This is a genomic window from Luteibacter sp. SG786 (assembly GCF_011759605.1).
In the GTDB taxonomy this organism is placed as follows: Bacteria; Pseudomonadota; Gammaproteobacteria; order Xanthomonadales; family Rhodanobacteraceae; genus Luteibacter.
The window spans coordinates 789586-803247 of record NZ_JAAOYX010000001.1; the positions used below are offsets into that span (position 1 = coordinate 789586).

Consider the following 13662-nt stretch of genomic DNA (forward strand, 5'->3'; position numbering starts at 1 on the left):
GTCAGCGATCCAGCAGGGCCTCGACGCGTGCGGCGCAAATGAAATCGTTCAACGAGAGACCACCGACGTCGTGCGTCGACCAGAGCACCTGGCAATGGCCATAGCCGGCTTCGAGGTCCGGATGGTGGTCTTCCTGGTTCGCCATGAACCCCACCGCATTGATGAAGCCCAGCGTGTGGTGGAAATCCGGAAAGCGGAAATCCTTCACGATCGCCTTTCCATCCGCGCTCAAGGTCCAGCCCGGCAGGCCGGCGAGGTAGCCGTCGATGGCTGCCCGATCCAGCGCGTGCGCCGCGCCCTTGCGCGGCTGGCAATGCTGGGTGGCAAGAGGGGAGAGGGTCATGAGGATGCGTCCGTTACGGGAAAGCGCGAAGGTTGGCGCGGGGCCGGTTGAATTGTCAAAAGGCGGCGTCCACCTCAAAAGCGTACTAAAATGGTGCTGTTTCCGGCGTCCTTGGCCGGGCCCTCCCTTCGGAGCCGTCATGATCGATATCTCGGAACGCGCGCAAGCGCATTTCCTGCGCCTTCTCGCGCAACAGGGCGAAGATGGCCTTGGCATCCGCCTGCGCGTGGTTGCGGCCGGCACGCCGTCGGCCCAGTGCGAACTGGAATTTTGCACCCCGTCGGAATTGCAGGGCGACGAATGGACCGTGGAATGCACGGGCTTCAATCTTTACGTCGACACGGAAAGCATGCGCTGGCTCGACCCGGCCCATATCGACTACGAGACCACGCCCACGGGTAGCCAGCTCAACATTCGCGCACCGCGCATCAAGGGCGACGCCCCGGGCGAAGGCGCCGGTCTCGTCGAGCGTGTGCAGTTCGTGCTCGAGACCGAGATCGCCCCGCAGATTGCCTCGCACGGCGGGCGTATTTCCCTGGTGGAGGTCACGGCCGAAGGCGTCGTGGTGCTGCGTTTCGGCGGCGGTTGCCACGGCTGCGGCATGGTCGACGTCACGTTGAAGAACGGCGTGGAGAAGACCTTGCGCGAGCGGATTCCCGAGGTCACCGAAGTCCGCGACGCCACCGATCACGATACGGGCGAGAAACCCTACTTCGCGAAGGCCGTTTGAGCGATCTGGCGGCTTGATGTGGGAGCCGCTTCAGCGGCGATGGGAACTCGCGGGACGCTGGCCCGCTGTCGCGGGATCGCCGGCGGAGCCGGCTCCCACAGTTAATCGCCCTGGATATGGTTCTCGAGGCCCTGGAGCTTCGACGGCAGAGTGGAGAAGTACGCCGAGACATCCTGGATGTCCTGGTCCGACAGCGTGGCGGCGAAGCCCTTCATGATCGCGTTGTTGCGCTGGCCGTCCTTGTACTCGTGCAGAGCCTGCGCGAGATAGTCGGCGTACTGGCCGGCCAGCCGCGGATACTGCGGATCGACCGAGTTGCCGTCCTGCCCGTGGCAGGCCACGCAGGTGGCGATCTTGGTCTTGCCGCGGGCCGGATCACCGGCGGCGAAAGTCTGGGTGGCGGTCAGCGCGAGGAGCGCGCCGATGGCAATCAGGGAAAACCCACGGGTCATCGTTTGTCCTCGGCGACTTACTTGGCGATGCTGGAAAGATAGGCGGCGATATCCGCGATTTCCTGGTCGGACAGGCTCTGCGCCTGGGCGCCCATCGTCGGATGCTTGCGTTCCCCGCTCTTGTACGCCTTCAGCGCGTTGACGATGTACTGCTCGTTCTGCCCCGCGATATGCGGCACGTGGTAGTCCGGATACGCGTTCGCGTAGCCCGGCACGCCATGGCAGCCGTTGCAGGTGTAGACGAGTTCCCGCCCCTTGGCTTTGTCCCCTTCGGCATGCGCGGCGGATGCGGCGCACAGAGCTACAGCAATCAGACCAACCAGTTGCAGACGCTTCATTAAGAGTTCCCTGGGTGCCGGGCGGGGCCGGGGTTGAATAGCCCCGGAAGTATAGAGGCCAGCCGCAACGGGGGACAACTCGGGCTCAGAAGAGGCTGCGGATGATGTGAATGCCGGCGATGTACTCGCCCGCGATCGTGCCGATGCTTACCAGGAAGAAATTGAGCAGGGTGCGTGCGACGCGATTCTTCCACCATCCGGTCCAGTGGGTGATGTCGTCGCGCAGGCGCTCGAAGTCGAGCACACGGGGTTTGCGCACCCAGGCCTCAGCCATGGCACTGACGGCGCCCGAAGGGATGCCCGGTCGGAACGGCTTCAATGGCGCCGCGACGAAGGCAGCCACGATCGACAGCGGATGCGCACCCGCGATCAGGGCACCCAGTGCAGACAACCCGCCCGTGAGCAGGATCCAGTTCTTCAGGGCATTGGCACCGAGGCTTGGATTGCGATAGAAGGCGAAGCCGATGGCGGCGAAGATCGCCAGCACCACGCCGGCCGCAAGATATTTCGGCCACTTCGCAGGCGGCGGAGTGACGGCCAGTTCGTCGGCCAGGGCGCGCGGGTCGCCATGCTGTTCCGTGAGCTGAGCGCTCATGCCTTTCAGGTGGCCCGCGCCGATCACGACGAGCACCTTGCGGCTCGGGGCAGAGGCGTCCATCGCCGCGGCGTTCTCCCGCAGTTTCGCGGCCATGAATTCGTCGCGTTCCGCGATCAGCGCTCGGTACAGCGGCGCGGACCCGGCGGCGAAGTCGCTGAAGGCGCTTTCCAGGAGATCGGACTGCTTCAGTTTCTCGATGTCTTCCTCGGCGATGTCCTCGCGTTCGAACACGCTGCCGAGCATGCCGGCCATCAGGCCGAAGCGCTGGAAGAAGCCCACGCTGCGCCACGCGCGCTTGAGCGTGGTGCCCACTTCGCGGTCGACCAGCCACACCGGGATGCCGCGGGCGTCGGCACCGTCCATGGCCGCCTTCATCTCGGCCCCGGGCTCGATGCCGTACTGCGCGGCCAGGCGCTTCTGGAACGAACCGAGCACCAGACTTGCCGCGACCATGCCGGCCTTGCCCTGACGGATCACCTGGAACAGATCCATCTGCTTGAACGCTTCCGGGTCACGGATGCCGTGGGCGCGGCTGGGGCAGAGCTCCACCGCCACGGCATCGAACGGCTCCGTTTCCAGCAAGGCCTCCACCGCCTGCACGCTCGCCCGCGACACGTGGGCCGTGCCGAGGATGACGTACTCGACGCCGTCGCGCGTCATGCGCTCGATGGGTTGCCCTTCCAGGGCGGCGGGTGGCGCGAGGTTCTCGGCGGGAATCATGCAGTGGGTAGTCCGGGCAGGTTCAGTCGCGGAAGCGCTTGGTGAGGTCGCCGTATGCGTCGATGCGGCGGTCGCGCAGGAAGGGCCATATCCGCCGCACGTGCTCGCTGCGCTCCATGTCCACGTCGCAGATCAGCAGTTCGCGGCCGTCGGTGCCCGCCTGGGCAAGGAACTCGCCTTGAGGCCCGGCAACGAAGCTGGAACCCCAGAACTGGATGCCGCTTCCCACGTTCGCCGGATCGGCCTCGAAGCCGGTGCGGTTGCACGCAAGCAGGGGCAGGCCGTTGGCGACCGCATGGCCGCGCTGCACGGTGATCCACGCCTCGCGCTGGCGTGCTTTCTCGTCGTCGGAATCGTTCGGGTCCCAGCCGATGGCGGTGGGATAGAACAGCAGGTCGGCCCCGGCCAGCGCCATCATGCGAGCGCCTTCCGGATACCACTGGTCCCAGCACACCAGCACGCCCAGCTTGCCGACCGAAGTGCTGATGGGCTCGAAGCCCAGGTCGCCCGGCGTGAAGTAGAACTTCTCGTAAAACCCCGGATCGTCCGGGATGTGCATCTTGCGGTACTTGCCCGCGATCTCGCGCGAACGGTCGAACACCACCGCCGTGTTGTGGTACAGGCCGGTGGCGCGCTTTTCGAAGATCGACGCGACCACCACGAGCTTCAGTTCCTCGGCCAGCTTGCCGATGCGGTCGGTGCCCGGACCGGGAATGGTCTCGGCCAGGTCGAACACCTCCACACTCTCGTGCTGGCAGAAGTACGGGCCGTTGTGCAGTTCCTGCAGCAACACGAGCTCGGCACCGGCTTTCGCGGCTTCGCGCAGGCCCGCCTCGATCGCATCGAGGTTGGCGTCGCGGCTTCCGCGGTCGGTTTCCTGGAGGAGGGCGACCTTGAGGGTCTTGCGGGTCATGGGCGGACAGTCCTCGCGCGGCACGCGCCGCGCTTGCAAAGGTGAATCAGGCGGCGATCGCCGCCGGCAGCTGCATGGTGATGCAATGCAGGCTGCCGTTCTGCCAGATCAGCGGACGGCACGGCACCTGGACCACTTCGCGGCCCGGGTGGGCCAGTCCGATGATCCGCGCCGCCGCGGCATCCACCCGGTCGCCGTAGGCCGGTACGAGCACCGCGCCGTTGACGATCAGGTAGTTCGCATACGACGCCGCGAGCCGCCGTCCCTCGTCGAGGATCGGCTGGGCCCAGGGCAGCGGATGGAGCACATAGGGTTTGTCTTCCGGCGAACGCAGCTCCGCAAGTTCCGATGCCATGCGGCCCAGTTCTTCGAAGTGCGGATCGCTGGCGTCGTCGCACGCCTGGTAGACGATGCCGCCATCTTCGGAGAAACGCGCCAGGGTATCGATATGGGCGTCGGTGTCGTCGCCTTCAAGGTAACCATGTTCCAGCCACAGCACGCGGTCGGCGTGCAGCGTTTCGACCAGCGTGTCGGTCATCGTCTCGCGGGAGAGGTCGGGGTGGCGCTGGTTGAGGCATTTCCACGTGGTGAGGATCGTCCCGCGGCCGTCGCTCTCGATGCCGCCGCCTTCCAGCGCCCAGTCGATGCGACGGTGGGGCAGACCGGAGAGCACGCCACGCTGGAGCAATCCTGCGATGAGGGCGTCGTCCCGGTCGGCGCCGAACTTGCCGCCCCAACCGGTGAAGCGGTAATCGTTGAGCAGCACGCCGTCCTGGCCGGTGAGCGTGATGGGGCCGGAGTCGCGCAACCAGGTGTCGTCGTAGGGAAGCTCAATGAAATGGACGCGGGACATCTCCGCGCCGGCAGCCGCGATGGCGGCGCGCGCGTGCTCGCGGAGGGCGGCATCGGCCACCACCACATGCAGGGGTTCGAAGCGCGTCACTGCCGCTGCGAGCGCCACGTAGGTGGTTTCCACCTCCGCCAGCCGCTCGGCCCAGTCGGTCCCGGCATGGGGCCATGCGATGAGTACGCCGGCCTGCGGCTCCCATTCGGCGGGCAGGCGGTAGGAGTTGCGGTCGGTCATGGCGGGCGAGGGGCGGCAAGGGGGAAGCCGCCTATTGTAAGGCTTCCTAGTTACCGGTGCTGATGCCGCAGGGAGCGCCCTTACTTGGGAACGGCGGGGTTGGTGTTGTTTCCCGCCGGGGTGTTGAGCACGGTGTGGATCACATGGCTGCGCTCGAAATAGACGATGTAGCCCGGGTACATCCATCGGTTGATCACGGGCTGTTTGCGGCTGCCGCCGCCGCGGGCGTCGAGCTTCGAGGTCGGTGCGCCGAACTGGCGTTCCACCTCGGCCATGCTCATGCCTTTCTTCGGCAGGTTCATGGCCTGCTCCTGCTTCACGCGCTGCATGAGCAGGGTATCGCCGGCGTGCGCGGGCGCAGCCACGGAGGCGGACGCCAGAACCAGCGCGATGGCGGTGGACACAGCTTTGAAGGTGTTCATGATGACTCCGTCGCGCTCCCCATGCGGCGCAGGACGCCGTTGTAACAGATCGCCCCGGGGCACGCCATGGGCGGCGCGCGGCGGTTCGCGCGCCTGTGTGCTGTGTCGCGTTTCGGGGACGTGGGCGCCCGGGGCCGCTATCATGCGCAGTCGCCCGTTTCCCCTCGTGTTCGCCATGATCTCGTTTCGCAATCTCGCCCTGCGCCGGGGCAGCCGCACCCTGCTGTCGCGGATGGATCTCACCATCCAGACCGGCTGGAGCCTGGGCGTCATCGGCCGCAACGGTTGCGGCAAGTCCACCCTGTTTGCCGCCCTGAAGGGCGAACTCGAACCGGAGGTGGGCGACCTGGACATGCCCTCGAAGGTGCGCCAGGCCTCCGTCGCCCAGGAAACGCCGGCCTTGCCCGACCCGGCGATCGACTATGTGCTGGGGGGCGATATCGAAGTGGCCGCCGCCCTCAAGGCCGAATCGGATGCGCTGGACGCCGGCGACCTCGAAGCCGTGGCCGCCGCGCACCTGCGCATCGAAGAGGTGAACGGCTACGACGCCCGCGCGAGGGCCGGCCGGCTGATGCACGGCCTGGGTTTCGCCCCGGAAACGCACGAACAACCGGTGGCGTCGTTCTCCGGCGGCTGGCGCGTTCGGCTCAACCTCGCCCGCGCGCTCATGGCGCCGTCGGACCTGCTGCTGCTCGACGAGCCCACCAACCATCTCGACCTCGACGCCGTGTTGTGGCTCGAAGAATGGCTGCGTCGTTACCAGGGCACGTTGCTCATCATTTCGCACGATCGCGAGTTTCTCGACGGCGTGATCTCGCACACGCTGCACCTGCACGACGGTACGGCGAAGCTTTACACCGGCAACTACACCGCGTTCGAGCGGCAACGCGCAGAGCACCTTCGCCAACAGCAGATCGCGCACGAGCGCGAGCAGGCCGAACGGGCCCACCTGCAATCGTTCATCGACCGCTTCAAGGCGAAGGCGAGCAAGGCCAAGCAAGCGCAGTCACGCATGAAGCGACTGGAAAAGATGGCCGGCACAGAGGCCGTGCGCGCCGAGCGTTCCTTCAGCTTCTCGTTTCCCGCGCCGGAGCGGCTGCCGACGTCGATGCTGCAACTGGACCACGTCGATGCGGGTTACGGCGAGCATGTCGTGCTGCGCGACATAGCGTTCGGCCTCGAGGCCGGCGATCGCATCGGCCTGCTGGGTCCGAACGGCGCGGGCAAGTCCACCATGGTGAAGTCGCTCGTCGGCGAACTTGCGCCGCTGCGCGGCGAGCGCGGTATCCACAAGGACACGCGCGTCGGTTACTTCGCGCAGCACACCGTGGAGAGCCTGCATGAGGGCTCGAGTCCGTTCGACCATTTGCAGGAAAAGGCACCGAACACGGGCGCACAGGTGTTGCGCGACTACCTCGGTACATGGAACTTCCCGGCCGACCGGGCCTTCGAGCCCGTCGACGCTTTCTCCGGCGGCGAACGCGCGCGTCTCGCGCTGGCACTGATCGCCTGGGACAAGCCCAACCTGTTGCTGCTCGACGAACCCACCAACCACCTCGACCTCGACATGCGCGAAGCGCTGGCCGATGCGCTCGCCGCATTCGACGGGGCGCTGGTGCTCGTCTCGCACGATCGTCACTTGCTGGGCATGGTATGCGACGAGTTCTGGCGTGTGGCCGACGGTAAAGTGGAACCTTTCGACGGCGATCTGGACGATTACGCGAAGTGGCTGCGCAGCCGGGCCACCACGCGCAAGACGGCGGCCGTGGCGTCCGCGCCAGCCGACGCGCCGGTGCAGGGCTCGGCGAAGGAACGGCGCAAACAGAGCGCCGAGGAGCGCGAGAAGGAAAAACCCCTGCGCGCGCGCGTGAAGAAAATCGAATCCCTCATCGAATCCATGGACAAGGAACTCGTGGCCATCGAAGTCAAGCTTGCCGATCCGGCGGTCTATGAAGGCTCGACCGCCGAACTGATGAAGCTGGGCCAGCGCCAGGCGCAACTGCGCGAAGAGAAGGAAACCCTCGAACTTGAATGGCTCGGGATCCTCGAGCAGATCGAGGCCTGAGCATGGGCAGCGTCCTCCATGTACTGTTGCCCGGGCGCGCGAAGCTCGCCGGCACGGCCGGGTTCGCAGACTGGCTGGCTCGCGGCAGCCGCTTGCCCGCGGGCGTGCCGGGTTACCTCGCGGCGCTCGCGGAGCACTTTCGCTGGCCGCGGGGACCACTGCCGGCCGCGGCGTTGATCCGCCAGTCGGTGGCCGGCGATGCAGGTACATCGCTTTGGCTTTCGGCCGACCCGGCCTGGGTACAACCCGAGCTCAACGGCGCACGTCTGCTGGCGTGCGGGAACCTCGGTTTGAGCATGGCGGATGCGGATAGCCTCGTAGCCGCACTGGCTGAAACCTTCGAAGCCGAAGGCATGCAACTCCGCGTCGGCGATGCGCAGCATTGGCAGCTCCGCCTCCCGGCGTATGTGGAAGTGCCCTCGTTTCCCGAGCCCGAGGATGCCCTGGGCGCCGATCTATTCGAGCACTTGCCGAAGGGCGAGGAAGGGCGGCGCTGGCGTGCGTTGATCAACGAAGCGCAGGTCGTGCTGCACAACCATCCGGTAAACCGGACACGCGTTGCACAAGGGCTGCCGCCGGTGAACAGCGTATGGTTGTGGGGGCCGGGTGCATTGCCGGAATGGGTCGAGACCGGCTTGACCCGGATCTACAGCGACGACCTGCTCGAGTGGGCCCTCGCGCATCGCGCCGGCGTCGACATCCAGCCTCGCGGCCCCCTTGTAGGAGCCGCCATGGCGGCGAGCCAAGCTCGCGATATCGCCTTCGAGTCAGCTGCCGCCGTTGGTTTACTGGATCTGCAAGACGTCCAGTCGTCCGATTTTGCCGGTGTTTGGTGGCCGCTCATCGAAGCCCGCCTGCTCGCAGGCACCGAAATTCGCCTCGCTTTCGCCGATGGCACGCGCACGGCGTTGCACAAGAGGCACCGCCTGCGTTTCTGGCGCAAGGCATGAGGTCCAAGGTCTGGCGCCAGCGTGTGGTTCAGGTCGCGCCGAGCGGCTGGCCTGCCCATGTTCACCCGGTGATCCAGCGCGTGTATGCGGCGCGGGGCGTCTGCACCCCCGACGGCGTCGAGCATCGGCTTGCACGCATGCTGCCGCCTTCCATGCTGGGTGGCATGGATCGCGCGGTCGACCTGCTGATGCGCGCGATCCTGGACGACCGCCGCATCGTCATTGCCGGCGATTACGATTGCGACGGGGCCACCGGTACGGCGGTGGCCGAGCGCGGCCTTCGCCTGCTCGGTGCACGCCGCGTGGGCCATGTAGTGCCCAATCGCTTCGTGCACGGCTACGGTTTGAGTGAGGCGCTGGTCGCATCGCTCGACCCTGCTCCCGATCTCATCGTCACGGTGGACAACGGCGTCGCCAGCGTTGCCGGCGTCGCCGCCGCGCGCGCCCGGGGTATCCAGGTGCTGATCACCGACCACCACCTTCCGGGCGACGTGCTTCCCGACGCCGATGCCATCGTGAATCCGAACCTCGCAGGCGACGGCTTTCCCAGCAAGTCGCTGGCCGGCGTGGGTGTGATGTTCTACCTGCTGCTCGGCCTGCGCGCCGCCATGCGCGAAGCCGGCCATTTTGCGGCCGGCGAACCCGACATGGCGTCGCTTCTGGATCTTGTCGCCCTGGGCACGGTCGCCGATCTCGTTCCGCTCGATTTCAACAATCGTGTCCTGGTGGAGGCCGGCCTGAAGCGCATGCGCGCCGGGAAGGCCTGCGCCGGCATTGCTGCACTGGTCGAAGCGAGCGGGCGCTCGCTCGCCACCGTGGGTGCCACCGATCTTGCCTTTGCGGTCGGCCCACGCCTCAACGCCGCCGGGCGCCTCGAAGACATGTCGCTGGGTGTGGCCTGTCTGCTGACCGACGACTACGGCATGGCGCGCCGCTATGCCGAGCAACTTTCCGCGATCAACCAGGAACGGCGCGACATGCAGGCGGGCATGGTGGAGGAGGCCGAGACGATGGCCGCGCAGGCAGCGCACATCGACGCGGTGGGTGTCGCCCTGTTCGACGCGGGGTGGCATCCCGGCGTTGTCGGGCTGGTCGCTTCCAAACTCAAGGAAAAACTTCATCGTCCGGTGGTTGCCTTCGCTCCTGCCGGCGACGACAGCGACGAACTTCGCGGGTCCGCGCGCTCGATTCCCGGGTTCCATATCCGCGACGCGCTGGCCGGGGTCGACGCGAAGCATCCGGGGATGATCCTGCGCTTCGGTGGTCACGCCATGGCGGCGGGACTCAGTCTGCGTGCGGGCGATTTCGAACGCTTCGCTACCGCGTTCGATACGATGGCCAGGATGCTCATCGACGATGAGCGGTTGCAGGCACTTGTCCAGACCGACGGTGAACTGGATTACGGCGACCACACACTCGACCTGGCGCGGCAGCTTCGTCACGCCGGACCGTGGGGGCAAGGGTTTCCGCCGCCGGTCTTCGAGGGGCGTTTCGAGTGCGTGTCGTGGAAACCGATGGGCAGCCGGCACCTGCGCCTGCAATTGCGCCACATGCAGGCCGGCGCGCCGCTCGACGCCGTGATGTTCAACGCCTTCGACGGGTCGCCGCCTCCCTCGCACCTGCGCGCCGCGTACGAGCTCTCGGTCAACGACTGGCAGGGCAGGGAGACCCTGCGGCTGCTGCTCGTGCACATGGAGCCTGACGAGCAGAAATACCCGGCGCCTTGACGCTTTCGCGACATATACGCGGTAGGCTGGATGGCAGTCCGTGGAGGAGTTGCCATGAAGACCGCCGCCCTTGCCTTGATCCTCGGCATTTCCACTGTCCCGCAGGTGCCACCGGTGGAGGGCGTCCATCGCGCAGACGCGCCCGTGCGAGAGCCCATGAAGCGGTTCGCCTGGCGTGACGAGGCGGCCGGATATACCTTCGTCGCCCCGCCGCGCTGGGCAGGCAAGGTGCATGCGGTCCCGCTGACGTCGGAAGAACTTTCCCGGTCCGGGGCCATCAGCGGCGTTCGCTTCGTCGAAGGATCGAAGACGCTGCTTGTCCTGCTCTCATCGGAGCAGACGCGTCTTCGCACCTTGACGAGCGCCGGAGCTACGGAGATCTCGCGCCACGGCGAGCACGTCGTGGCGGTGAAGGTCGGGACGGCAGGAGACGAACTTGCCTTGACCAGTGAAGAACTGGGCTCAGCCGTACAGTGGGACGGCGAGGCGAAGGGTGCAGCCTCACGCTGATTGCGGGCACAGATCGGACATGATCTGACGCTGCCGGTCGGCAGGAGCGCATAGGGACATGTGTCGCGCACTCGCCATCTTTCGTCGTGTGGCGACAGAGTGGCTGCGGGCGTGCGAACTATCGTGACGGCTTCATTGCCCACGAACTAAGGGAACACATCATGCAGCATCGCTCCTCCATGGCGCGTCGCGTTCTCGCGACGGGACTGCTGGCGGCCGCGCTCGCGCAGCCCGTCGACGGGACGACGACGCAGACCACGACAGGCGCGCAAAGCGACCAGAACACCCAGGGCAACAGCGTGAGCACCATCGCCACGCACACCGACAGACCAACTCAGAACGGTACGGTGTCCCCGTTCAGCCCAGGCTCGACGATGACAGCACCCGCCTTCGCGCCGCTGTTCGTCACGGCGCAGGACGCCCACGCATACTGGGAGATGCTCATCCGGAGCCGGGGGTGGCCCGCACCCGATGCGAGAGAGGTGGCCCGGTCGTTCATTAAGGAGCGGTTGGGGGTCGACGGGGACATGTACGTGGTCGCGCATTTTGCGACGACACAGAAACTCATGGAGGGAAGCGCCGACAACGTCATGGTGCTGACCGATGCGCTGATGAACGCGTTTCCGGATCATTCCCGGCACAGTTTCTTCGGGGCGTTTTCCGATGCGGTGGCTGGACTGACGGGTGGCGGGCAAAGTCCAACGGCGCTTGGCTTCCTGCGGGACGTGATCACCTGCAGTAACGGAGGGCAATGCTTCTCGAGGGTCGGAAGGTTCCTCTGGAGCCGCACGGGGCCCGGGTACATCTACAACACCTTCATTGGCGCGGGGAATGTCATCGATACAGTCGGCGAGGACGCTCGCGCCTTGGACCTCTCGTTCGGGATCTTTCCGCGCTCCTCCACGTTCCTGCCGGAAAACCGGAGTTCTCTCAAACTGTCGCAGATCATCGACACATTCAAGGAAGAGGGGCTCTTTTCCGAACTCCCTTACATCAAACGGCTCAAGGAAGAGTTCGACGAGTACTGGGAACACGGAAAGGACGAGTGGCCGCTCCTGGCCCGGTATCACTTCGTCCATGAAGCGCGTCGGGCGCTTGCCCGCCGCACTCTGACGAGACAGCAGTACGAACTGGTCATGAAGGGCGGCGCGCCACAAGTACCGTTGCATGGCCCGATCGCATTGTGGCAGTTGAGGAACACTCCGGCCGATGCTTCCGTCGCGGTCAGGCGTTTCGACATCAACGGCTACGCGGCCAGCGACATTCTGCGTTTCGTCGCAAGCGACGGCAGCGAGGTCATGTATATCCCGGGCGCGTCATCGCCCTTTGTCACCTTCAGCAACGAAGGCGAACTTCGCGAGTGGGTGGTTCGGAAGGCAGGAAATCGTGCATCGCTCGATGAAACCCTGTCGCACTTCTCGATCTACAACGGCCAGGACGGTGCGTTCCGGACGGGCGTGAGCCAGGGGCTGGCTCATCTTGCCTCCGGACGTTGGATCGCGGACGGCCGCGCGGTCGATGTCCAGAATGCGTCGATTACCGGCGATGTCTTCGAGGACATGCGTGTCCAGGTAGAAGGGCGGCTGCGTGACGATGCACGGATGAGAACCAGCACGGCATGGGACGCATGGCGTACCACGCTCAACCGGACAGTCGCCGTGCTGGGTCCGGTGGGCTATGTGCCCGCGCTGGCCCTCCCTGTTCAGGCGGGCACTGCGCTTATGGCGCTTGGCACGGGGATCGACGAAGGCATAAACGGAAGGACCACCGCCACCAGGAACAACGCCCTCGAAGGTGCGGTGATGACAGCCGTCACCAACTTGAGCACGAGCGCCGCCTTGCATGGGTTCGCGTCGACAGGGCGTCCTGCTGCGCCGTCCACTACCTCGATCGAGCTCGAGGCACTACCTCCTTTGCCTTCCGTGACCACGGGCGGCGCCGTGTCGGAACCGGGTGCGCAGCCCGCGGTGGGCGCAGACGCAGTGGAACCGAGGATCGCCTATTCCATGGGGGTGCTGTCGTCCGAACGCCCGTTGGACATGACTGCCCTCCAGAGTGAACCGGGTACGTTGGGCTACCTTGTCCAGCGCGTATCGAACGATGCCGAGGATTGGACTCGCAGGATCATCGACCTGAAGAAGGTCGGCATCGAAATACAACGACGTCGGCGGGACGACTCCAGAGCGCAACCGTTGGCCACTAATCGGGCCGGGTACCGGCAGTCCTTCGGTCGTTCGCTCGTCTTCCGGGTCGATTCGAGGAGCCCGGCGGAGCTCTTGCGTAACGGCGGGTTCGGGCCGTCTTCGGACTTTCACGATCTTGAGCCGATGCTCAGGCAGCCGACCACGATCGGGAGCGGCTCGCTCCGGGCGAACAATAGGGTGCTTGAGGACTGGCAGCTAGGTTTTTCGTGTATGGCCTGTCGGCCGAGCTTCCATCAATACGCCATCCGGACGGAGCGCCGTCCCGTCGCCGCCGCATCCGACAATCACGACCCGCGCACTTACGACCTTCCCCTCGACGAAGTCCATTTCCCGGCGGATGTGTCGCCGGAGAACATCTTCATCATCGATTCGACCGACCGGGAGGTCGCACGAAAGTTGGCTGATATCTACCGGTCGTCCTATGTGTCGACACCCTACGGTGTTCCTCTAAGCGCCTTTCAGGAATACGTCAGCGGTCAACTGGATATCAACGCGTCGAATAAATACACCGGGCGACGCTCGGCCGGTGGCCGGGAGCCAGCGTCCGTGGTCGACCGTCGACGGCTTGGCTTCCAATAACTTCAAAACGCTCCTTTTCTCAAACGT

13 protein-coding genes are annotated in these 13662 nt (G+C 65.7%); 6 read left to right on the forward strand and 7 right to left on the reverse strand.

Going from position 1 to position 13662, the window contains the following annotated elements:
- Position 1: 1 nt before the first annotated feature.
- Complete coding sequence (locus FHS47_RS03405) at positions 2–343, reverse strand: 4a-hydroxytetrahydrobiopterin dehydratase (protein WP_167022964.1); 342 nt, start codon at positions 341–343, stop codon at positions 2–4.
- 139 nt (positions 344–482) lie between these two features.
- Between FHS47_RS03405 and FHS47_RS03410 the strand changes: the two genes are divergently transcribed.
- Positions 483–1073: an NfuA family Fe-S biogenesis protein gene (locus FHS47_RS03410; protein WP_167022967.1), complete on the forward strand. Its 591-nt coding sequence runs from the start codon at positions 483–485 to the stop codon at positions 1071–1073.
- Between the two features lie 101 nt (positions 1074–1174).
- Here FHS47_RS03410 and FHS47_RS03415 read toward each other — a convergent pair whose 3' ends face one another.
- From FHS47_RS03415 to FHS47_RS03440, 6 genes are all read right to left on the reverse strand, one after another.
- On the reverse strand, positions 1175–1525 hold the full coding sequence (locus tag FHS47_RS03415; protein ID WP_167022970.1) for a cytochrome c: 351 nt from the start codon (positions 1523–1525) through the stop codon (positions 1175–1177).
- Between the two features lie 17 nt (positions 1526–1542).
- A complete protein-coding gene (locus tag FHS47_RS03420) occupies positions 1543–1863 on the reverse strand; it encodes a cytochrome c (RefSeq protein WP_167022973.1) in 321 nt (106 codons plus the stop codon).
- Between the two features lie 85 nt (positions 1864–1948).
- Entirely contained in the window at positions 1949–3181 is a 1233-nt protein-coding gene (locus FHS47_RS03425; protein ID WP_167022976.1) for a TraB/GumN family protein, read from the reverse strand.
- Positions 3182–3203: 22 nt separating this feature from the next.
- Positions 3204–4094 (reverse strand): carbon-nitrogen hydrolase, encoded by an 891-nt coding sequence (locus FHS47_RS03430; RefSeq protein ID WP_167022979.1) that lies wholly within the window; start codon positions 4092–4094, stop codon positions 3204–3206.
- Between the two features lie 46 nt (positions 4095–4140).
- Positions 4141–5178, reverse strand: coding sequence for an agmatine deiminase family protein (locus FHS47_RS03435; protein WP_167022983.1), 1038 nt, complete (start codon positions 5176–5178; stop codon positions 4141–4143).
- Positions 5179–5258: 80 nt separating this feature from the next.
- The gene (locus FHS47_RS03440; RefSeq protein ID WP_167022986.1) at positions 5259–5600 is read right to left on the reverse strand and encodes a hypothetical protein; all 342 of its coding nucleotides are present in this window, start codon (positions 5598–5600) and stop codon (positions 5259–5261) included.
- A 175-nt stretch (positions 5601–5775) separates the two neighbouring features.
- On the opposite strand from FHS47_RS03440, the gene FHS47_RS03445 reads away from it, so the two are divergent.
- The 5 genes from FHS47_RS03445 to FHS47_RS03465 all read left to right on the forward strand — a co-directional run bounded on the left by FHS47_RS03445 (position 5776) and on the right by FHS47_RS03465 (position 13635).
- Entirely contained in the window at positions 5776–7665 is a 1890-nt protein-coding gene (locus FHS47_RS03445; protein ID WP_167027605.1) for an ATP-binding cassette domain-containing protein, read from the forward strand.
- A gap of 2 nt (positions 7666–7667) precedes the next feature.
- Positions 7668–8615 carry a phosphoglycerate mutase gene (locus FHS47_RS03450; protein ID WP_167022989.1) on the forward strand — a complete coding sequence of 316 codons (948 nt, stop codon included), beginning with the start codon at positions 7668–7670 and terminating at the stop codon, positions 8613–8615.
- Complete coding sequence (gene recJ / locus FHS47_RS03455; RefSeq protein ID WP_167022992.1) at positions 8612–10342, forward strand: single-stranded-DNA-specific exonuclease RecJ; 1731 nt, start codon at positions 8612–8614, stop codon at positions 10340–10342. The genes FHS47_RS03450 and recJ overlap by 4 nt, the downstream gene beginning before the upstream one ends.
- 54 nt (positions 10343–10396) lie before the next feature.
- Positions 10397–10852 carry a hypothetical protein gene (locus FHS47_RS03460; RefSeq protein WP_167022995.1) on the forward strand — a complete coding sequence of 152 codons (456 nt, stop codon included), beginning with the start codon at positions 10397–10399 and terminating at the stop codon, positions 10850–10852.
- Positions 10853–11013: 161 nt separating this feature from the next.
- On the forward strand, positions 11014–13635 hold the full coding sequence (locus tag FHS47_RS03465) for a DUF6543 domain-containing protein (protein WP_167022998.1): 2622 nt from the start codon (positions 11014–11016) through the stop codon (positions 13633–13635).
- Positions 13636–13662: the final 27 nt, after the last annotated feature.